Source organism: Paenibacillus sp. MAHUQ-63, from assembly GCF_028765165.1.
Lineage (GTDB): Bacteria > Bacillota > Bacilli > Paenibacillales > NBRC-103111 > Paenibacillus_E.
Map to the genome: position 1 here is coordinate 1051373 of NZ_JARADB010000003.1, position 22608 is coordinate 1073980.

Here is a 22608-nt window from a genome sequence, read left to right on the forward strand (position 1 = left end):
AGTGATTGCTCTTATTTCCTGGCAGTCTCCCGATATTCCACAGGTGTCACGCCGGTAGATTTCTTGAAAAAACGAGTAAACGAGTGCGGGGTTTCATATCCGACCTGCGCACCTACCTCCGCAATCTTCAGCTCGTCCCTCTTGAGCAGCATTTTGGCTTTCTCTATTCTAATTTCATCAATATACTCGGATAAATTGACTCCACTTTCCTGTTTAAAAAGCCGCGATAAATAGGATGGATTGAAGTGAATCACGCTGGCCAAACGGACGAGAGACAAGTCCTCGCCAAGGTGCTCCTCAATATACGAGCGTACCTTCTCTATCACCTCAGCTGCTCTGTTACGTTCTACACTCAGTCGGAGATCGAACAAGGACACCGCGGTCTGTTTTAAAAAGTCGAAACTATCTTGCCAGGACGAATGTCTATCTCTTTGCATGAGCCCGGTTGTGCCAACTCGATCATGCAGCTCCCAACGATTAACGTAGGACAAGAAGAAGAGAGCAATCGTATAATACAACTCCAAGGCAAACGGTCCCCCGTTTCCGCGTTCGTCAAAGGCCGTTTCCGTAAGTTCCTTGAACAATTGGAGAAATCCCTCTCTATTTCCATTTTCAAGATAAATCGCCAATGAATCCGCCTTATCTCTCAGCGTCCTAGAATTGGCCGATGTTTCAATCGTGTCCAAGTTGACCGTTTGTATCATCTGGGAGCCGTCCCCCGCTCGCCAATGCTGCTCACCTCTCATTCGATCGTATATCTCGGAAAGCCGCTTCCAATCACATGGATCTGAGCTGAGCGTAATGGCAAACGTGATTCCCAGAGATTCATGACAAGCACGCTGTAAAAGCTCGAACTGTCCTTCCAGAAAGGATACCGTCCGCGTATACGCCTCAATCGCTCCACCGGCATGCTTCGGTTGAACGAGCCAGACGAGGCTGCCGTAATGATCGATGATGCCAAGACTATCGGTGCGTTCAGCCAGAAATTTCTCTGCAAGGAACTTGACTGCCAGCGCCGCTTCCTGATTTTCGGCAAAGGAGTTGTGCATGTTCGTACGCTGCAAGTCACCAACCGCTACGAGGACGGGCATAACGGGGTCAAGAGCAATACCTAATTTACGGAAGTCAGTTTCCAAAGCCTCCGCTTCTCGCGTCCCCTGAAGCAAATAACGGAAATAGTTCCCTTGAGCAAGCGTCTCGAGTGTGCTAAGTTTCTCACTCGATCGCTTGATGAGATCATGAAACTTTAAACTATTCTCCAATTCATATATGGCATCGGTTACCGCTTGGATAATCACATCGTATTCTTCACTTTTCAGGAGATAGCTGACTCCGGGAGTTTGAATCGCCTGGTAGACATAATCAAAGTCATTATAGCCGGTCAAAAAGATGATTTTGCAATGCTGCCAGCTGCTTCGTATGTTTCTCATTAGCTCTAGACCGTCCATGCCGGGCATGCGGATATCGGATAACACAATGTCCACTCTCGTCGTATTCATCCAATCCAGCGCTTCTTCACCGGAATAGGCTTTATACAAATCAAGATTCAGATTCAGTTGGCTAAAGACATCGAACAGCCCGTCTGTAATAACTTCCTCATCATCAACGATCAACATTCTAATCATGAACGTCACCCCCCTTTAAGGGAATGCAGATGGTTGCTTGCAATCCCCCGAGATCGCTTCGGCTTATTCGCAGACCGTATTTCTCACCGTATGTGATCTTCACCCGGCGATGAATATTCACCAAACCTGTCGTCTCCGTTTGTTCATTATCGTTATCCAAGGTATCCGATATATGCTGCAAAGCTTCGTCCGTCAAACTTTCACCGTTATCTTCCACCACTATGCGGATTTCAGACTCTGCCACTTCGAATCGTATGACAACACATCCGCTGCGTTTCATTCTTTCCAAGCTGTGTTCAAACGCATTTTCAATGATGGGCTGCACAATTAAACGCGGCACTGACTTCTGTTCGATTTCCGGCGGGAGAGCGTCGAATTGCACACGGATACGCCGCGAGAAGCGTAATTCCTGAATCTCCGTGTACATCCTCGCATGGTGAATTTCTTGTCTCAACAATACTTCGTCAGAAGCATTCCGCGTCACGAACTGGAAATACTCGCCTAATTGCGTTGCGAACTGTCCGATTCGTTCAACGTCTCCAATCTTTGCCATCGTCCTCAGAATAAAGAAGCTGTTATATAGAAAATGTGGATTAATTTGCGACTGGAGCTGCTTCAGCTCCGCCCGTTGCGTCATAATTTTCTGCTTGTAGACTTGATCGATCAAAGAACGAAGATTGGTGACCATCTGGTTAAACCTGCCATACAAGTACCCAAGCTCATCCTTAGACTCATGGTGAATGTTAACGTCAAGATCCCCATTCTCCATACGCCGAAAGCTTTTTACAAGTGTTAACAATGGTTTGTGAATAAATTTATACGTGGAGAACGCATAAATCGCAATGATGACAAAAGCAACGAGAATAAATAACCAGGCCCATATATAAAATTTGTCCAACGGCTTCTTAATCATCTGTTCGGGAATAAGCCGGTAGATAGACATATTCAAATAACCAGAGCTTGCAATTGCGGTATAATAGCGGTTCCCCGAAATGGTGAACGTTTCCGTGCTTTGATGGGGGGCTTCTCTCATTTGCTCAATGGTTGCCGTGACATCCGGCTCTAAGTGCTTTAATGATCCGCTCGAGAGTATGACACCGGATTTGTTCGTTGTCAGCAGAGTTCCGCTGCCGGGATATGTATTGAATTGGCTTAGCGCCTCCTGTAATCTCTCTTGATCCAGTTCGATTTCAATAATAAACAGCGGTTGGTTCCCCATGGTCACACTTGGCTTTGCCGCACTTAGAAATAATCCGCCCTTCCATTCAACAATCTGGTTATTCCTGCTGCTTAATTCCGAACGTAAGCCATTATACCGTTCAGTATTAAATTCACTTGGGCCATTTGCGGAAGAAATCGTTTTGGATAACGGATAAATATGAGCACTTACATTTTTAATATATGGACTGCTATTTTGAATCGCGTAGAGCCGTTTTCGAAGCGAGTTTATTTTCTCCGTACGTTTAAAAACATCCATCGTATCCCAAGTCAACGTCAGTTCGTTGAGATCCTCATCCTCAATTACGCTATACTGCAGCAGCTTCATCCGTTCAACCTCTTTTTCAAGATCGGTTATATAGAAGGTTAGCTGGGATACCGCCGTTTTGGAGATGTCTTCGCTTGCCGTTTGCACAATCCAGTGATAAAGATAGACACCAAAGATCAGGATCGGCAGCATAATAAGCAAAAAAGTACTGAGAAGCCGAAGGAAAATCGTATTTCGTATAGAGAACGGTTGACGGTTGATCAAGGCACGAGCCCCCAACTTTTTTCTTCCATTATAGCCTGAACCCTATAAGCTTCGTAAACATTTTCGTTAGGAACAAGCCCCCCTTCAACCTTTGACACTGCCAAGTACAATCCCCTTAACAAAATACTTTTGCAGGAATGGGTACGCCAAAATAATAGGAAGGGATCCTAGGAATATCTGCGATGCTTTCAGCGTCCGATCGGAAATGAGCGCCAAATTCATCGCCTCGTCGCGAGACAGGTTCGTTAAATTTTGTTGAATCACAATCGTCTGAATATAGCTTTGCAGCGGGTAATGACTAGGGTCCCCCATAAGGAGAAGTCCGTCAAACCAACTGTTCCAATGCTCCACCATTGAGAATAAAGCTAGCGTCGCAAGAGCGGGTTTGGATATCGGCACGTAGATTTTCCACAGCGTTGTCCAGTAGCTGGCACCGTCCATGACAGCCGCCTCCTCGAGCTCCTTCGGCACCTCGCGAAAAAAGTTCAGCAATAAGACAATACTGAAAACAGGAACGGCCCCCGGCAGGACTAGCGCCCAAATCGTATCGAGAAGATGGTACTCTTTAAGTGTAGAGTACCAAGGAATCAAGCCCCCATGGAAAAGCATCGTTAAAAAGAAAACCCAAGCGTAAACCATACGCAGGCGAAACGCCTTCGTTTCTTTGGATAACGGAAAGGCAACCAGAATGGTTAAAATCAAATTCAGTGGTGTACCGATTGCAATACGCTCCAAAGACACCAGCATGGATTGCCAGAACGCTTCCCGGCTGGCTGTATACGTATAGGAGGCCAATGTAAAATCAACCGGCCACAATTTCACATAACCTGCTGCTGCAGCAGTACTTGAACTAAACGAAACGGCGACAATATGGACTAACGGCAGTACACATATTAACGATACCAGTATGAGAAAGGTCGTATTCAGAACGGAAAACCATTCGAGCCGCTTACGACTCGCAGATACCCGCATATATGCGTCGGACGCAGATCTTGTTGATGGCTGTATCATCGTTTTCCCTCCTCTTAGAAAATTCGATATTTCGCAAATCGATAAGCGACAAAATAAGAGCCCGATATCAGGATAAGCGATACCAATGATTTAAATAATCCAACAGCAGTTGCAACACCGTATTGAGCATCTAATAGACCGATCCGATACACAAAAGTATCCAGAATATCGCCGCTTTGGTACACTTGCGGACTATACAAGTTAAACACTTGATCGAATCCCGCATTCAGCAGCTGCCCAAGGCTTAGAACAGATAACAGAACGATGACCATGCGCATGCCGGGAAGGGTAATATGCCAAATCTTATGCCAACGGTTAGCACCATCAATCGTAGCAGATTCGTATAAGCCAGGATCTATGCCGGTTATAGCCGCTAAATAAACGATGGTTCCATAGCCAAAGTTTTTCCAGATATCGGATGACACCAGCGTAAATGGAAACCAATGATTGTCCCCAAGGAAAAATATTCTCTTAAGTCCGAGTGCATCCAGCAGTTGGTTAACAATACCGCTGGAGGGAGATAAAATATCGATGAGTATACCGCCAAGAACGACCCACGAGAGGAAATAAGGTAAATAAATTGTCGTTTGTACACTTCTTTTGATGACTTCATTCTTCAATTCGTTGAGAAGAATGGCAAAGATAATCGGTACGATTAAGCCTAGAATAAGCTTAAGACTCGAAATAAAAAGGGTATTCCACAAAACCTGATTAAAGCTAGGCAGGTTCATGACATAGTTGAAATTATCCAAACCGATCCACCGCTGATTACCGAAAAGACCTTTGGCAGGAATGAACTTCTGAAAAGCAATAATAATTCCTGCCATGGGGACATAGGAGAATAGAATAATCAGTACCAGTCCCGGTAATATCATTAGATGCAACGGAAGCTCTCTCCATATTTTCCTGGTTCCCATAACCATCCTCCATCCGTTGAAGCAAAATAAGCAGAGGAAGGAAGATCACTCCTCCTCTGCCCAATGCTACTTCTTCGTTTTCACATACCAGTCATTTACTTCTTTCGTAATCTGATCTCCGCCTAATTTGGCCCAATCTTTCACAAATTTGTCAAATTCATCGACAGATCCGCCCATAATGATTTTGGTGTACGTTTCATTCATTAACTTTTCCAAAGTTGACTTACGTTCAACCATTGTAGGTGTAGGTGCTCCGACAAATTTATCCATCAGGAACTGATTGTTTTTATCGTACTGATCAACGATCCCCTCGGAGCCTTCCGGACCGTAAATCCGCTCCCAACCCCATAATGCGAATCCTTCCTTCGTTGCTGACTTATAGGCATCCAGTTTACTTTGAATGGTTTTGGCTTCCCCTTTCAAAGAGGAGAAATCTCCAGCTTTACGGGCTGCATCGATCGCTCTAAATGCTTCTACGTTCTTTTTAACCGGAGCTGGTGTGACCGGAGACAGCTGCCACACGCTTTCCGCTTCCGGAGGTGCGTAATATTTGTCAAACTCCGCCGTTGCGCCGAAGTTTTTCTCCAGATGAAGATTAAACAATTTGATGACTGCTTCAGGATGCTTGAACCCCTTTTTAACCGCGAAGAATTTGGTCGTACTGAATTTCAGAGGAACCTTCGGCGTATCGCCGGATTCTGAAACAATCGGAAATGCGCGCCATTGTGAATTAGGCTCATTGTTCTTGTTTAATTGCAATGGCCAGATGGAATTCCACTGTTCGCCGTATTCCATCCCAATCTTTCCGGAGGCGATTTGCTCGGATACTTTGCCTCCATCCTTGGTACCGAACTCTTGGTCCAATTCACCGTTTTTGAACATGATCTGAAGCGATTGAAGCGCTTTCTTGACTTCTGGCTGAATGCCTCCATAAACCAGCTTACCGGATGCATCCGTCAACCACATATTCGGATACGCCTTGTAGCCGGCCATGAATCCTTCCAATCCCATGGCTCCGCCCCATAAGGTTTTGGTTAAACCGAGCCCAAATGTATCTTTTTTTCCATTGCCATCCGGATCGTTTTCTGCAAATGCTTTGGATATCGCCTGCACATCAGCCATTGTTTTCGGAGGCTGTAAGCCTACTTTCTGCAGCCAATCCGTACGAATCCAAATAAACATCGCGCGTTCGAGTGAAGAATCGACCTGTGGGATCGCCATCAATTTGCCGTCAATGGTAACTGCATCGAATGGACTGCTGCCCTCCTGCGATAAAATTTGTTTGGTTAACGGAGAAGCGTACTTCTCGTACAAGGCCGTCATATCTTCAATTTGTTCAGAGTCAGCTAATTGCTTCAATTGCGTTGCATTGACAGGAATAACGTCAGGCAAATCACCGGAAGCTAACGTTACATTTAACTTTTGTACATATTGCTCCGAGGTATCGTTCCCCTTGACGACCCAACTGTTTTTAATATTGATGCCCAACTGATCCTTATATAAACGACTCCAGCGGTTATCCTCGAACGTTTCACCTTTAAGCACACCTAGTACATTATTTTCTACAACATCACTGAGATTACGCACGAAAGATACATCGATTGGCGGATCATACTTGCCAAGTGGGTCCGCATTTGTAGCTTTCACATCGCTTGTCCCCGCCGTGCTTACCGCATCTTTTGCAGCCTCTTTCTGTCCGGCCGCCGGTTCATCCTGGTTACTGCATGCAGCTAAGAAAGTAGAAATGACTAAGAACGAAATGGATAACGCTTTCACTTTATGCTTTCTTTGTTTCATGAACATCCCCCAGTTCCTGGTTTTATAATCCCTCACAGCGATGCTGCTGTGTTATGTACTCATTATAAAATCCATAAAAGAAGCCAGCAATGTGCAACTCTTTACTTTACTTACCTGTTGTTGTCATTTTGTAAGCGCAAACATAGCGTAATTTCTCTCCGAAAATACACCAACCCGCTTCGCCTGTTACGAAAATCGTTGAAAAGGAATGAAATCCTTCATAGAACAAAAAAAAGTGCCGCCGTCAGGCATGCTCTTCCAGTCTTGTTACACAATCAAAACTAAGTGTTGAAACCGTTACATAGTCCCTTCGCATATGCCAAGCCTAAATCATGCTCGATCGAAGGCACATACTCCAGACCGACGTAGTCCGTATATCCTGCAGAGCGCAGCTCTGCAAACACGTCTTCATACGCTATATCACCGATTTGCAGTTCATGGCGACCAGGGTATCCGGCAGCATGAATATGTCCGATATCCGGGAGCCGCTCCAGCATCGTCGGAATGTGATAGAAAGTGACCGGGATGATCGATTCGTGTATTCAGCGGCTTCAGCACCAGGGTAATGCCTGCATCTTCCACGATAGGTGCGGCCAGCGCAAGCCAGCTACAATATGTTCAAGCTGGCTCTCACGCTCCACACCCGGCTGCTCAGCACCTGCTGTCGTGATTAGCGTGGAACATCCCAAGCGCTTTGAGATCTGGGCCGCATCCTTGATCCCTTCCACATAGGCTCGGTGAGCCTCCTTGGATACAAGCGTACCGCCATTCGTGCAGAATGCTGAGAGTGTGAGCGAGCGGCTTTTCATTTCAGCTTCAAGCCTGCCGATGTCCTTCGTTTTCCAATTCCAGAACTCAAAGGCCCCGATCCCATTGGCTTGAACTACCTGCAATGCATCCCCTAGATCCCATCCTTTGAATAGCGAATCCATACATACCGAAAGCTTCATACGTTCTCCTTTCTGAACAGATGGCCTCTAAACAACCTCAATGACCGACTGAGCCGAATACATTCCCTCAGAGGATGCCGACAACACTACACGTCCTGTTTCCCCCGTCAATCGGATGACCGTGCTGACACAGCCTCGGTACATATGCATCCAATTCGTGTCGTAAGACTCACTTGAACAAAGATCTCCATTATCTACCGCGATAATTTCCGCCGGCCCGGCAACATGGAAAATGACCTTTGAGCTATCGCGAAATACAGGTGTGCCCTCCGAGTCTATGGCTCGAACCGTGAATAGTTTCTGATAACCTGCTCTATAGGCTTAATTCATTAAGACAGAATGAAAATAATATTTCAATTTGATTACATCTTTAAACTAACGTTCTGTTAGCTTACAAATTCCTCTCAAACAATAACCCGAGATGTTCAGCTAAGACATGATGCGGGATCGGCTTATTATTAGTAAACCACCACTCCACAACCCCGACGAATGCGGATGCTACAAACCTCACAATTAACTCATCTTTTAATCCCTGGTTTTTCCCTTCGGCGACGTCTACCTCTTGCTTAAATTGTTCGATAAGAAAGTCAAGGAACCTTGTGCGAAAGAAAGGAGCTCCTTTACTCGCTAGCATGAACGAAAAGAAAGAATAATTCCGTTCGAAATATTCGGTCCATAGCGGTGAGCCGCTAAAATAGTCTAGATCTGCTCCCATTATGCAAATTTCGCGGAGCTCATTGATATGCGACTCAACAAGCTTATCTAGTAAATCATATTTGTCTAAATAATGAAGGTAAATGGTCCCCCTACTCACATTGGCCCTGTCGGATATGTCTCGAATCGTAATCTCGTCGAAATTCTTTTCAGACATCAAATCTATAACCGCGTTTTTGATTGCTTCCTGCGTTTTACCTATTCTTCGATCCACTTTAGACATCAAATTCACCTGACTTTCAAGAAATAATAAACAATGTTCAAACCTTTGTTCACTAATTAACAAATTGCGTTGATCTAACAATTGTGGTTCTTCCGTACCTGAATATAATTATATACATGTTCGAAAATGTATCAATATACATTAATGAACAAGTGTCAATTTATAAAAAAGGGGGACGCTGCCATTGGGCGCACACCACTATGGAGTTTACGCTGAGTGATAATTCGCAAGATCAAACAAAATAAATTGGAGGAATTAAAAATGCAAAATTATATGAAAATGGACGTCACCTTCGAGAGTGCTGGAGTAAAGATCGCCGGCCATCTATACACCCCAAAAGGAGTAGCTGGCGGTCCACGCCCTGCGATCGTCGTCGGCCATCCCGGGACCGCCGTAAAGGAGCAGAGCGCTGGACTCTACGCCAAACGGCTTGCCGAACAAGGCCTCATTACACTTACCTTTGATGCAGCCTATCAGGGAGAAAGCGGAGGCGTGCCAAGGGGGTTGGAGGATCCCGCCCATAGAGTGGAGGACTTCAAAGCCGCCGTCTCGTTCCTTAGTACACGCAACGAGGTCGACCCGGAGCGCATCGGCGCGCTTGGCATCTGCGCCTCCGGCGGTTACGTTATTCCGGCTACGGTTACCGATCACCGCATTAAGGCCGTTGCCACTGTTAGCGCGGCAGACATCCATCTTCAATTCCGTAAAGGAAGTGACGGCAAGCAGGACCCTGCCGTTTTCAGGAGCATGCTCGATGCTGCGGCGCAGGCTCGTACTTCGGAAGCCCGCGGAGAAGGAATCGGCGTGTTTCCGATCTTCCCTGAGACCGAAGACCAAGCTCGCGCAATAGGTGATTTGCACGCCTTCGAGGGATGGGAATACTACTGCACCGACCGTGCGCAGCACCCACGCTCGGCTAAGTTCTTTACCTGGAACAGTATAGACCGAATCGCCTATTTTGAAGCGTTCCGGTTCATTGACCAGATATCTCCTCGTCCGCTCCTCATGATCGCCGGAAATCAAGCGGTCACGTCGTGGATGACGACCGAAGCCATCGCGAACGCAAAAGAGCCAAAGGAACTGTTCTGGATAGATGGCACCACCCATGTCGATACTTACGACAAAGACCAGTACGTAACGATTTCGGTTTCGAAGCTCGCGGAGTTTTTTCGTACAAATCTCTCCCAATCCAGCTTGGTTTAAGACAGATTTGTCTCGGAACAGTGATGAAGTGTTTAATGCAGAAGGCATTACGATCATGGGGTTAGGAATGGATTGAACACGAGAATCGTGACGCTAACGGACATACCGGAATGCATGTCCTACCCTCTAGCATAACTAGCGTGAGAGGCTTCCCGGTGGAAACAGACCGAGTAATCCTATCAATTCGTAGCTGAAGGGGAGCCTCTCGATCGTTTCAATGAAACAAGGGACAGTTGCCTGTGTCGGCGATCTGTCCCTTGTTTTTGCACTATCGTTCAACGTTAGCTCAATGATTTGTGATCTGTACCATCTCATGAATTGAAAAGCCGCTCACAGCGACGGCTGTTGATCGGCTTAGCATATTTCAATACGTGTTAACCCGCTAGAATTCCTGCGAATGATCTAATTCAATCTTCCATAGGTTTCCTTCGACAGCTTTTCTATTCTCCGTTCCTAAACTGGACAACTTCATCCAAGGCGGGCAAAGAAGGAATCGCTCCACGCCTTGTCGTGGTCAAAGCTGCCGCCGCATTAGCGAAGGCAAGCATGTTCTTCATATCCACTTCCGCAAGACTGCGAATATCGCCAGAAGCTAGGCTCAGCTGGTACAGCAGCGCCCCGATGAACGAATCACCTGCTCCGGTTGTATCCACCGCTTTAACAGCATGTCCCGATACGGACACACTGCCGACTGCTGTGAACCACGATGCGCCCTTCGAACCGCGTGTAAACAGCACGCTTGTTACATCACCCCTAAATAAAGAGGCAATCGCTTGTGTTTCATCCTCAATCCCCGTAATAAATGTTAATTCCTCATCGCTGATCTTAATCAAATGACTGCGAGGGATGAACTCCAGAATTGTCCGGCGGCACTCTTCCGGGCTGTTCCATAAAGGTAGCCTAACATTAGGGTCAAAGCTAATGAACCCATCCTTGCTCTTTACTGCTTCAATGGCGCGAATGTGCGCATATTTGACCGGTGCTTCAATCAAATCCACGGAACAGTAATGAAGCATGCTACCGCTGTCGAAACTGCAGGCATCGATATCGATCTCATCCAATAGCATGTCCGCGCTCGGCTTGCGGTAGAAGGAGAAGTCACGGCTGCCGTCAGCCTGCAGGCTGACAAAGGCAAGAGCGGTATTCGCTTGAGACGTTCGCGACAAATAGCGCGTGTCTACACCCACCTGGTTCATAGTATCAACCAGAAAATCACCGAAGGCATCCTCCCCCAGCTTCCCGATAAAAAAGCTTCGCCCCCCCAGTTTGGCCACGGTGCAGGCTACATTGGCCGGAGCGCCTCCCGCCGCTTTGCCGAAGCTGCTAACCTCTTTGAGCGCTACGCCTGTTTCAGCAGGAATAAAATCGATCAGCGCTTCGCCTATCGTATACATCGTTCTCATGATATTCCTCCTCGTTCTCTTGCAATCACAAGCTACGTCCATGATAAAAAAGACTGCAAAACATATCAAAAGTTTGACATGTGCTGCAAATGATTGTTTCTGCGATATTCATCAGGCGTTATCCCGAACTTGTTTTTAAACACCCTATAAAAATATTTATCATCCTTAAATCCGGTGCGCGGGGCGATCTCGTACACTCTCAAATCACTATTTTGCAGCAGTTCTAGCGCCTTCTTCATCCGGAACTCGGATAAATATTTGCTAAAAGTTGTCCCCAAATGCTGTTTGAACATGAGCGTCAAATAGTTCGGGCTAAAGAACAAACTTGCCGCTACTGTATCTAGAGACAAATCTTCCATATAATGCGCCTCCACATATTGTAGACACGCCTCTACGACAGACTCATGCTTCCTAGATCGGCTCTTCTGAATCATATCCATCCAATTTAGCAGCAGGTTCATGAAGCCTTCTTTGCATATTTCGTAATTGCCGCTTACAAAAAGTTGGCTTTCGGCTCCCATCACAATGTCCTTGTAGTCCTGTTCAGAGACAAAATCCCTCATGACTACGGCAACACTGGATATCATCCGCTGGACGATCCTAATCCACTGCTCCGGTTGAGGAAGCCCGCCCTGGAGTATCCCGGTGAACCATTCATCCACCTGATTCATCAGCTGTCCAATTAACCCTTTTCGGATCGATTCCTTGAACAACTCTTCTTCTTTGCCAAAATTATAGTGTACGGAGCGAATAAGCCGGCTGATCTCCGAATACGGAAAAACCGTCCTATCATGCAGAAAATAACGAAAAGAAGCAGCCGTCAGCGCCTCTTCGCATGATTGCTTTGCTTCTTCGAATACATGGCTGCACATCTGACCGACACCAATGGTGAGGGAGATGCCGAATTGCTGCGAGCCTTGGAATGCGAACTCCTTCAACACGCTTTCCAATTCTGCCATGTTGCATGCCGATAGATTGGGAAAGGTTAGCACCGTGAGCAGCAGTCTCTTATCCTCTCGGGAGTAGAAGGATACGGACGCCCCACTGTTTACAACTGCGGACTCCATTTGCTCAAGCAGTGCGCTTTTCATGCAACTTCCACTGTCCCATGACGTTGCTGGAATCCCGTCTCCTTCAATTTTGGCCGTCACAACAATACCCTGAGCTTCAAGTGAAAATTGTCTGCGAATTTCCGCCCCCTTCGTTTCAGACACACCTTCCGTTATCCAATCGTTCAGAAGCTGTTCCCAATAAACCGACAACGTCTGATCCAGTTGCTGTTTAATTTGTTCTTTTTCAAGTTGATTCGTTTTCTCTCTTGTAATACTGCCCTCAGCTTTGTCCAGAATGTGGGTGATGCTCTTTTCTTTAATCGGCTTGACCAAGTAATCGAAAGCACCCAACCGAATGGCCTTCTGCGCGTATTCGAAATGCCGGTAGCCGCTAAGAATGATAACCTTAACCGGATGGGCGGACGCATTCATCTGCTCAATCATCTCCAACCCATCCAGTACCGGCATTTTAATATCCGTAAACACGATATCGATTGGATTCGTGCGAATGACTTCCAAAGCGTCTTTCCCGTTCTTGGCTTCCAGCACATGACAATGAGGTCTAGCTTCCCTGATCATCTTGGCCAGCACTCTGCGTTGTATGGCCTCATCATCTACAACCAATATGTTCTGCATACAAGCCACCTGCCCTTTGTGCCTATTTGCTCGCCACTGGTGACAGTGAAAGTGAGACGAGCTTTACCGTTCCCTGAACCGCGTACACTTCAACGCCGCTCTGACCTTCTGCCGGAAAGACCAGATCCGTAATGACAGTTGCGCCTCCACCGGCGAACACCTCAACAGAGCAAGCATCCACCCATACAATCAGCTTGATTCTACCATGCCTCGGCAATACCTGCACCACATGTCTGCCGGGGAAATCGGCATGAAAACCAGTATTTCCCGACCGGGACCGATCCACGAAGACCTCCCGTTTTGCCGGAACGTATCCCACAACGGTTTCGTACGATTCCGACGCGCGGATCTTGAATCCGAATTCCGAGGCCGTTTGCAGTTCAAATTCCGCTTCCAATTCATAAAAAGACATGGAAACCGCAGATAGCAGATTGGTTCCCGGCTCTATCTCTATGTTCTGCCACGTATAAGCTTCTTCTTTCAACCGCTGCAGCTCGGCGACCGGCTTTTGAATCAACACTACTTGATTCCCGCTGCTAGCCAGTTCGAGCGTTCGAGGCAAGGTCATCGTGCTGCGCCATCCTTCTGTCGGTGTCAGATTGGCGTACTTCCAGTTGCTCATCCAACCGATATAAATGCGGCGTCCGTCCTGTCCGGGAATGTCCGACCAGCTGACTCCAGCGTAGTTGTCCCGGCCGGCATCCAACCATTGCACCGCCCCCGGCTCAGCATCGTTCTTGAAGGCAGTACCGTCGAATTCTCCGACAAAATACTGCGTTCTGGAACCTTCGGCATATTCTGGGGAATTGCCGATGCTGACGAACATGATCCACTTCGTTATGGATGGGTCGCCATCCACCGGCAGCTCGAATAAGTCGGGACATTCCCATACGCCGCTATGATCCCCCTCTCCCTCTCCGAACTGACTGGCAAAGCTCCAATCCTTCAGGTTGGGAGAATGGTAGATGCTTACCGTCTGCCCGGAGGCGAGAACCATGATCCAGCGGCTTGTCGGCCTGTGCCAGAACACCTTCGGATCGCGAAAATCCGGGAATCGCGAATCGGCAAGCACGGGATTACCGCTGTACTTACTCCAGGTTCTCCCGGAATCCGTGCTGTATGCCAAGCTTTGACGTTCCCGTGCCAGCTCGCTGCCCGGCTCTTTATCATGATGGGTGAAAATCGCGACTAGCCCCGGCGTTCCCCCGAAGAACCCTGTCGTATCGTGCCAATCCACCACCGCGCTTCCGGAAAATATTTGACCATGCTCATCCGGTTCCAATGCGATCGGCAGATGCTCCCAAGAAACTAAGTCCTTGCTAACGGCATGCCCCCAATGCATGGGTCCCCATGTCATTCCGTGGGGATGATACTGGTAGAACAAGTGGTACTCTCCCTCAAAATAAACAAGACCGTTCGGATCGTTCATCCAGTTGTGCTGCGGAGTAAAATGAAACCTGGGTCTATATAAATCTGTAGACATATGCTTCCCTCAATTCTTTCTAAATTAAGCCGTTACCCGGCTTCGGCGGCATCACATCAACGCCCAAGCGCGTTTCTTGTTAACTCAATAGAGCTCTCTCATTTAGGGGGTGGGAAAAGGCTGGTCGTAACTTGCGAAACGATACTCTTACATCAACGCGGCAAGTTATCCTTTAATTCCGGTGCTGGTGATCCCCTGTACATAGTACTTTTGGAGAAGCAAAAAAATGAGGACAATGGGCAAGGTGGTGAACGTAAGCGTCGCCATGATTTGTCCGTAGAAAATAGGCGGGAGTGTAAAGAACGTTTGGATGCCGAGCTGTATGTTCCTCAAGGATTCGCCTGTGGTCACGAGAATAGGCCACATAAAATCCCCCCAATGGGAAATAAAGTCCAGAATGAAAACCGTAGTAAAGACGGGTCCCGAGAGCGGAACGACAATTTTCAGAAACGTCTTCAAAGGCGAGGAGCCATCCATCGCCGCCGATTCCAGCAGTTCGTTCGGGATATCCATAAAAAACTGGCGAAACATGAAAATGCTAAAGCAGTTCGCAATGAACGGAACGATGAGCGCCATCCAGGTGTTCACCCAGCTCAAGCCGTTGACAACGAAGTAGAGCGGCATCACAATACTTTCAAACGGGACGATCATCAGCGCAATAATGGCAGTAAGAACAACGCTTTTCCCTTTAAAATTGAGCTTGGCCAGCGCATATCCGCAGAGCGAATTTACCCCTAAGCCGCTTATGCCGATAACCGTGACATAGAACAAACTGTTAAATAAATATTTCATCATAGGAATCCGGTTGAAAGCTTTTATATAGTTATCAAATGTTATATTCGTAGGAAGTAAAGACTTGATCGAGCCTAGATCCGCGAAAATTTGATTTTCCGGTTTGAGTGATGAAACGACCATCCAGAGCAGGGGAATAATAAAGAGCAGCGACACGATACTATTAGCTGCGTAGATGAAAATTTTAATCTTGCGATCAGCCATGAGCTCATCTCCTTCCGAATATCATCTGTCTTTCAAAAATTTCTTCATAGAAAAAGAAATCACGACTACAATCAGGAAGAAAATCACGGATACGGCCGATGCATAACCCGCATTCCTGAATTGGAACCCTTGCTGGTAAATGAGCAGCGCAAGCGTTCTGGTCGAATTCTCCGGTCCGCCGTTCGTCATCACATAAGGTTGCGTGAACAGCTTCACCGCTTGAATCGTCGTAATCGTCAGAACGAATACAATGACATTGTACAAGCTTGGAATCGTAATGAATTTGAGCTGTTGGAACTTATTCGCGCCATCCATGGCGGAGGCTTCATACAAATCTTTCGGAATACTCTGAAGGCCCGCAAGAAAAATCATCATCTGATATCCCGCAGCTTGCCATACAGACATGATAATGATGGCATTCATCGCCTGATCCGCGCTTCGCAAGAAGGGCTGCTTCGGTATGCCGAACAGATGCAAGGTGGAATTGATCAATCCCTCATTCGGGTTATACAGGGAAATCCACAAAATAGCGATGACCGTCATGGAGGTAATAACCGGGCTGAAGTAAGCAATTCGAAATACATTTCGCAGCTTAAGTTGATTGTTGACTAACAAGGCCAGCAGCAGCGCTACCGCTGATTGGATAGGAACGACGACGACCGTGAAATACATCGTGTTATACAACGATTTATAAAAGAGCTTATCCTTAAAAAGGATCATGTAATTATCCAAACCGCTAAATTTAATCTGATCTGGCCGCAATAAGTTGAATTTGGTGAATCCGAACACCACCGCCAGCAAAAAAGGCAGCAGCAGGAACGCAATCAGCAGAACCACGGCAGGCAGAATAAAGGTTACCCCCGTGATAGACTCTCTTCGCTTCTGAAGACCGATGGATGTCACTTTAGACTTTGTGCTTGTATGAATTTGTGTACGAATGTTCTGCATGGATCACTCATCACTCCTTTCCGGTAAATCCAAGAACTTCCAATACCTTTCAAATGACCGCGTGGAACGGCAACAGGATAATAATCGAGCATATCCTGATGCCGCTTTCCGCGTTATCCTGCCTAGGATTAGTTGTTAAAGTTCCGCTTATATTCTTCATCATAAGAAGAAGCTACGTTATCCAACGATTTCTTCACATCGGCTCCCATCATAATGTCTGTTAACGCTTCAGCGAACTTTTGCGTCAGCACTGGATAGGCCGGCGTTACAGGTCTTGCATGGGATACCGTCGTCACCTGCTCCTTAATGATCCGCAGAGGAAGATCGTTATATTCCGGCAGACTGTCATAAGCCGATTTCCTGCTGGCCGGCATGCTGATAGCCTTGGCCAGCTGCGCGGAGCTGTCTTTATTCGTCATCCACTTCACCACTTCCGCCGCTTCCTTCGGATGCTTGCTGTCGGTAGATACGCCGATAGCCCAACTGCCTGATGGAGAAGTTACGATGCCGTCAGCTTTCCGAGGGAAATAGGTAATCCCCCATTCCAAATTCGGATAATTCTTGAAGCCTGGAATGTTCCACGGTCCGCCCAACTTGGTCGCTGCCTTGCCTTCTTCGAACTCGGTAGGCTTCGGATCGATGTTAAACAATTTTTCTTTGGCCAGCTTTTGCAGGAAGTTAGCAGCTGCGAGTCCCTTATCGCTGTTCACCCATCCCACCGCTGTTGTGCCTTCTTTATTCACAATGTCCGTTCCTGCTGAAATCCACATTTGCTCGAAAGCGTACGTCATCCATTCGCCTTTGTCATTAATCATGTTCGTGCCGAATACATCGTTCTGCGCTGTCTTCTTCATCACGTCGTACCACTGATCCCAAGTCCAGGCATCCTTGATATTCGTGGGAGGTTCAATGCCGTACTGCTTCATAATCTTCTTGTTGTAGAACAAAACAACAGAAGATTCGGCTAGGCCAGCGGCATAAAATTTATCTTTATAGGTCCCCTGCTGAATGATGGACGGAACGAAGTCGTTCAGATCGTCCTTGGTATAATAGTCATCCAGAGGGATGACGATCTGAGACGCTGCATAGTTCGCGACATTCGGACCGTCCATGGAAAGCACGTCCGGAAGTGTATGAGAAGCTACAGCCGCATTAATTTTATCTTCATAGGCAAATGAGTTGCCTCTTGTAATCGGCTCCATTTTCAGCTTGATTTTCCCTTGGTATGCCTTATTGAACTCATCCACTCGTCTCACGTAGAAATCGTCTTCCGGTCCGCTCGCCTGCGGTCTCCAGTAGGAAATTTCCACTTCCTTTTGGGCACCCTGGCCATTGTTCCCGGCAGTCTCGCTTGCGTTCGTCGGTCCATCTGCGGAACATCCCGCAAGCAGGGAGACAGTGAGTAAACCAGTGACGGTTAGCAGCCCTTTTTTTCCTTCTTTCATTTAAACCCCTCCATGAACGTAATCTTGTTTACGCTTTCATCATATCGTGATCATTCATTCGATCCTACTCTAAAAAACGTAAAAAGGTGGACTTTTGTACCGAAAACCCTTACATTAATGATTTTCATTTTGAAAAAATCCACCGTCGTAACGGTGGAAGGTCTATTTTCCTATCATTATGAGGTAATTGGTAGAGGTAAAGTAATGGTTATTCTAGTACCTTTATTACCTTGAGATTCGATTCTTACACCGTACTGAGTGCCATAGATGAGCTTAACCCGCTTGTTCACATTAGCAATACCGATCGATTTGCTCATGCTGACGGGATCGTCCAGGGTCGCCAGCACGTTCATAAGCGTATCCGGATCCATGCCTTTCCCGTTGTCTTCAATGGTAAACACTCTGGTTGTATCTTCAATCCGCCCGCTTACCCGGATCCACCCGCCTGTTTCCTTATCCTCCAAAGCATGGATCAGTGCATTCTCCATGAAGGGCTGCAAGAAAAATTTGGGCACCGTGTAACGGTATAAGTCCGGATCGATCTGATAATCGATTTGAAATTTATCTTCAAACCGCTGCCTCATAATATAATCGTAGTTTTGCAAATATTTCACATCTTCGCTGAAAGCCACTTCACCTGACTTTTTAGCCGTATATTCCAGCATCTCTGATAGCTCCACCAGCATATTGCTGATCACTGTCTGCTTATTTTCGATCGCTAAATAATTGATAATGTTGAGCGTATTATAAAGAAAATGCGGATTGAATTGGAAATTAAGAGCCTTCAACTCAGCCTCCATCTCCTTTAGATGAGTCTCATAATTCTCCTCGATCAATACCTGGATCTTATCATTCATTTGATTAAATTTATGGATGATGAGATTGACTTCGCTAGTGCCGTAAGTTTCAATCCTCGTATTGAAATTCCCTTCCCCAATCTGTTTAATTCCCCACATCAACTTCTTAAGCGGCATGGTAATTCGGCTTGAAAAGAATGAGGCTAGGAAAATAGATAAGCCGATAACCAATAGGGTGGAGTAAAGCGTATAACTGAACATATTGGGCATCGTTTTTAATAGATTGTCATACGGGATAAATACAGCAGACAACCAGCCTGTTGTCGCAATCACATCAAAACAGACGACCATCTTTTTCCCATCGACTTGTATAAATTCGGTACCGCTCTTTCTCGCGATGGCACTGTTGATCCATGCCTGGCTAACAAGCCCAGAATCGGCACGATTAGACGTTGAAACGACCTCTTGGTTTTTAGTCATGACGTAGTAATAAGAATCCTTCACAACGAGACTTTCCTTAAAAGCTCTGCTAATCATGGATTCCTGAAAATTAACGAGAAGAATCGGCCTTTCTGCAGCTTTATCCATAGACCGCAGCAAGTTATTAGAGACATGCGATAAGTTAATCAGCCTGGTGGCTGTAAATACATACTGGTCCTTCGTGCTGGATACCGCAGAGGAGGCGTAAAATTTTTCAAGTAAATTATACGTTGGTACCCATAAAGTGCGATCTATGGAGCTCATCCCAATCTGGTAAATATCAGAAGCGGAGAAATCTTTTTTCGGGATCCAGAAATTGGGATTCCCTCCAAATGTGTAATTTTTCGTTGCCAAATTGACCGAATATACATCTTCCGATGTTGGAAAATATTTCTGCAGGACCCTGGTTACTTTTCTATCGTTTTCATAATCGAGATATTTCTTTTGCAAATCGGTCGTGTTAAACAATTCGAATAGATCTTCATCCAGATGCATGTTGATCGCGCTCTGCTCGACGCTCGCAAACTTCGCATCCAAGGATTGATTGCTGCTTTTCACTAATCCCAAATAAGTTCCGCTTGCATTCTTTAAAATAACTTCCGAACTCTTCACATAATAACCTACGCCCAAAACAGTCATTGAAACGACGATCAGTGCGATGTAAGATGCAGTTAATCGTACTCTCAAACTTAAATTTGCGTACAACATTCTGGCTGATTTCATTTCACGCACTCCTTGCTTCGTTATCCATCTTCCTATCTTGGACTATAGTCAAAATAACTCCGCCCCGCAACCACTTATATCAATATTGGTATATAAAATTTAAAAGTAGCGACGATACTTTTTGACATTGTGGACACGAAGCAACGTAAAATTCCCTATATATAAACAAAAAAGAGCTGCCGTCAGGCAAGCACTTCCAGTCTTGTACATAAAATCCAACATTCCCCTTGAATGTTCCCCTTATTTGGATCATTGCCAATAAGCTGCAAAATAAGATAATTAAGAGCATCATGACGACGATTAGCTTATGCTTAATCTTCATATCCTTGAAGGATATCGGGCGAAATCGGTCAGTAAGCACGGTGCCAACTCCTTTAGGTTGAGTACAAAGAGACACTGACCACAATATCGTCAGTGCCTCCTCTTAGATTATCCCATTATGAAACCAAATCCTATAGAAAAATTCGGTTAATTGGATGTAATAATCAGACCTATTTCTAATGTAACCATGTTCTTGTCACCCGACAGCACAATAATAATACAAGCTGCCGAATTACTCGGCAGCCTGATGATGTAACGGTCCTTTCATGGCGTATTCATGATGAAAATGTTTTTATTTGCATTTTTCAAAAAAATGCTCAGCGACTTCTCCTATATGCCTTACAGTAAACGTAGCCTTAGTAGTCGAACTTCCATCACAGCCGCGAATCAAGATTGTGGTCCCGATTCCCGCCCGCAAACCCGCTTCGATGTCACTCTCTTTATCACCGATTAACACCGATGAGGCTAGATCCAGCTGGAACTCCCGCATTGCTTGTAAAATCATCCCCGGATTCGGCTTTCGACAGAATGCGTCTTGTTTGTATTCTCCGATGCCGTGTACCGGATGATAGGGACAAAAATATACTTTGGCCATCCGGATACCATGCGCCTCGAATTGCTTCACCATCCATGCCGTTAACTCCCAAAAGTCCTTCTCCGTGTAATATCCCCGCCCAATACCTGCTTGATTGGTCACAATGATGAGCAAAAACCCCGCTCGCTGAAAACGTAAAAGGTTCTCGAAGATACCCTCGTTAAACTCGAAATCCTCTACTTTGTAAACATACGATTTGTCAATGTTAATTACACCATCTCTATCGAGCAATAGCGCTTTCGGCCTCATGCGTTTCCACCTGCGGTGACAAGCTCGGATTTTGCTCGTTCATAGTCTTCCGGAATACCGATATCGATAAAATATCCTTCACTCGGGAAGCCATACATGTTAAGCTTCTGTACTCCGGGATTTTCTAGAAATTGTTCAAATGAGAATTTGCCAGAGAGCTTGAATGGATCCCATAAATCGGTACGAGCTACGTATACACCACCATTAATCAAGCCGGATTCACACATCCGTTTCTCTTGAAAGCTATAAACCCGATAGTCCGAACTTACGATAACGGTACCGTACCGGTCAAACCGCTTCATTGGTTTAAGTGAAAGCGTCAAGTCGGCAGCGCGGTCTTGATGATACTGTACCAGCTGCCGGATATCGACTTGGAACATCGTGTCTCCGTTTAATAACAGCACCTGCTCGCCGGAGATCTGATCCATCGCCTTCTTAAGGGCCCCTCCGGTTCCTAGCGGTTCTTCTTCCACCGAATATGCGATTCTTATTTCTCCGCAGCGGTGGCCGAAATAGGAACTTATGATTTCATGTTTGTAGCCTACCGCGAGTACCACACTGCGAACCCCTTGCATCTCCAATCGTTCAATAATGTAACGAAGAAACGGTTTGCCCCCTACGGGAGCCATCGGTTTTGGTACATCCCAGATAACCTCACGCAAACGAGTCCCGAGTCCGCCAGCTAAAATGACTGCTTCCATATGCTTAAAATCCTTTGCCAAATATGGATTCTTCGACTATTGCACATAAAATATGGCCAATCAGAATGTGCGCTTCTTGGATTCTGGGGGTTTCTAGGGATGGGATACGAATACATATATCGCATAGAGCTGCCATGCTGCCTCCAGTTTCACCGGTTAAACCAATGGTCGTGATCCCCATAGTTCGGGACATTTCTAAACCTCTCAAAACATTGGGAGAGTTGCCGGATGTGGAAATGCCAATAAATAAGTCTCCTGTTTGGCCGAGAGCTTGAATTTGTCGTGCAAACAACTGTTCATATCCGTAGTCGTTTCCGATTGCAGTAAGCACGGAGGTATCCGTTGTAAGTGCGATGCACGGCAGGCCAGGACGATCGAAATAAAAACGGCTGACAAATTCGCCAGCAATATGCTGAGCATCTGCTGCACTTCCTCCATTGCCGCCGATTATGATTTTATTTCCCTTTCGGTAAACCTCAATCATTTTTCTAGCTGCCTGTTCTATTAAACTCAATAAAGCACTATCTTTAGCAATCGCTCTTTTAATCTCAATCGACTGTAATATATGGCTCCTCATATATGCCTTCAA

At 46.2% G+C, this 22608-nt stretch carries 20 protein-coding genes; 1 reads left to right on the forward strand and 19 read right to left on the reverse strand.

All coding sequences use genetic code 11. The annotated features are described in order from the left end of the window. Window positions 1-11 precede the first annotated feature (11 nt). The 9 genes from PUT07_RS20610 to PUT07_RS20650 all read right to left on the reverse strand — a co-directional run bounded on the left by PUT07_RS20610 (window position 12) and on the right by PUT07_RS20650 (window position 8987). Window positions 12-1625 carry a response regulator transcription factor gene (locus tag PUT07_RS20610; protein WP_274470281.1) on the reverse strand — a complete coding sequence of 538 codons (1614 nt, stop codon included), beginning with the start codon at window positions 1623-1625 and terminating at the stop codon, window positions 12-14. Beyond that, a complete protein-coding gene (locus tag PUT07_RS20615) occupies window positions 1618-3375 on the reverse strand; it encodes a sensor histidine kinase (protein ID WP_274470282.1) in 1758 nt (585 codons plus the stop codon). The genes PUT07_RS20610 and PUT07_RS20615 overlap by 8 nt, the downstream gene beginning before the upstream one ends. A gap of 84 nt (window positions 3376-3459) precedes the next feature. Then, on the reverse strand, window positions 3460-4386 hold the full coding sequence (locus PUT07_RS20620; RefSeq protein ID WP_379240153.1) for a carbohydrate ABC transporter permease: 927 nt from the start codon (window positions 4384-4386) through the stop codon (window positions 3460-3462). A 14-nt stretch (window positions 4387-4400) separates the two neighbouring features. After that, entirely contained in the window at window positions 4401-5303 is a 903-nt protein-coding gene (locus tag PUT07_RS20625; protein WP_274470283.1) for an ABC transporter permease, read from the reverse strand. A 66-nt stretch (window positions 5304-5369) separates the two neighbouring features. After that, window positions 5370-7100, reverse strand: coding sequence for an extracellular solute-binding protein (locus PUT07_RS20630; protein ID WP_274470284.1), 1731 nt, complete (start codon window positions 7098-7100; stop codon window positions 5370-5372). Between the two features lie 281 nt (window positions 7101-7381). After that, on the reverse strand, window positions 7382-7597 hold the full coding sequence (locus PUT07_RS20635) for a hypothetical protein (RefSeq protein WP_274470285.1): 216 nt from the start codon (window positions 7595-7597) through the stop codon (window positions 7382-7384). A gap of 54 nt (window positions 7598-7651) precedes the next feature. Next, window positions 7652-8050 (reverse strand): sugar phosphate isomerase/epimerase family protein, encoded by a 399-nt coding sequence (locus tag PUT07_RS20640; RefSeq protein WP_274470286.1) that lies wholly within the window; start codon window positions 8048-8050, stop codon window positions 7652-7654. A 27-nt stretch (window positions 8051-8077) separates the two neighbouring features. Then, complete coding sequence (locus PUT07_RS20645; RefSeq protein ID WP_274470909.1) at window positions 8078-8329, reverse strand: hypothetical protein; 252 nt, start codon at window positions 8327-8329, stop codon at window positions 8078-8080. Window positions 8330-8441: 112 nt separating this feature from the next. Beyond that, window positions 8442-8987 carry a TetR/AcrR family transcriptional regulator gene (locus tag PUT07_RS20650; protein ID WP_274470910.1) on the reverse strand — a complete coding sequence of 182 codons (546 nt, stop codon included), beginning with the start codon at window positions 8985-8987 and terminating at the stop codon, window positions 8442-8444. Between the two features lie 216 nt (window positions 8988-9203). Here PUT07_RS20650 and PUT07_RS20655 point away from each other — a divergent pair, with 216 nt between their 5' ends. Beyond that, the gene (locus tag PUT07_RS20655; protein WP_274470287.1) at window positions 9204-10190 is read left to right on the forward strand and encodes an alpha/beta hydrolase; all 987 of its coding nucleotides are present in this window, start codon (window positions 9204-9206) and stop codon (window positions 10188-10190) included. 440 nt (window positions 10191-10630) lie between these two features. Here PUT07_RS20655 and PUT07_RS20660 read toward each other — a convergent pair whose 3' ends face one another. From PUT07_RS20660 to PUT07_RS20705, 10 genes are all read right to left on the reverse strand, one after another. After that, on the reverse strand, window positions 10631-11593 hold the full coding sequence (locus PUT07_RS20660) for a carbohydrate kinase family protein (protein ID WP_274470288.1): 963 nt from the start codon (window positions 11591-11593) through the stop codon (window positions 10631-10633). A 65-nt stretch (window positions 11594-11658) separates the two neighbouring features. Further along, on the reverse strand, window positions 11659-13281 hold the full coding sequence (locus PUT07_RS20665; protein ID WP_274470290.1) for a response regulator: 1623 nt from the start codon (window positions 13279-13281) through the stop codon (window positions 11659-11661). Window positions 13282-13303: 22 nt separating this feature from the next. Continuing rightward, a complete protein-coding gene (locus PUT07_RS20670) occupies window positions 13304-14764 on the reverse strand; it encodes a glycoside hydrolase family 32 protein (protein WP_274470291.1) in 1461 nt (486 codons plus the stop codon). 165 nt (window positions 14765-14929) lie between these two features. Continuing rightward, entirely contained in the window at window positions 14930-15760 is an 831-nt protein-coding gene (locus tag PUT07_RS20675; RefSeq protein ID WP_274470292.1) for a carbohydrate ABC transporter permease, read from the reverse strand. A gap of 21 nt (window positions 15761-15781) precedes the next feature. After that, entirely contained in the window at window positions 15782-16708 is a 927-nt protein-coding gene (locus PUT07_RS20680; protein WP_274470293.1) for a carbohydrate ABC transporter permease, read from the reverse strand. A gap of 128 nt (window positions 16709-16836) precedes the next feature. Continuing rightward, complete coding sequence (locus tag PUT07_RS20685) at window positions 16837-18153, reverse strand: ABC transporter substrate-binding protein (RefSeq protein WP_274470294.1); 1317 nt, start codon at window positions 18151-18153, stop codon at window positions 16837-16839. Window positions 18154-18329: 176 nt separating this feature from the next. Further along, window positions 18330-20153 (reverse strand): cache domain-containing sensor histidine kinase, encoded by a 1824-nt coding sequence (locus PUT07_RS20690; protein ID WP_274470295.1) that lies wholly within the window; start codon window positions 20151-20153, stop codon window positions 18330-18332. A gap of 613 nt (window positions 20154-20766) precedes the next feature. Continuing rightward, complete coding sequence (locus PUT07_RS20695) at window positions 20767-21318, reverse strand: D-glycero-alpha-D-manno-heptose-1,7-bisphosphate 7-phosphatase (RefSeq protein ID WP_274470296.1); 552 nt, start codon at window positions 21316-21318, stop codon at window positions 20767-20769. Further along, window positions 21315-22019: a nucleotidyltransferase family protein gene (locus tag PUT07_RS20700; protein WP_274470298.1), complete on the reverse strand. Its 705-nt coding sequence runs from the start codon at window positions 22017-22019 to the stop codon at window positions 21315-21317. Before PUT07_RS20700 ends, PUT07_RS20695 begins: the two co-directional genes overlap by 4 nt. A gap of 4 nt (window positions 22020-22023) precedes the next feature. After that, window positions 22024-22608: a D-sedoheptulose-7-phosphate isomerase gene (locus tag PUT07_RS20705; RefSeq protein WP_274470299.1), complete on the reverse strand. Its 585-nt coding sequence runs from the start codon at window positions 22606-22608 to the stop codon at window positions 22024-22026.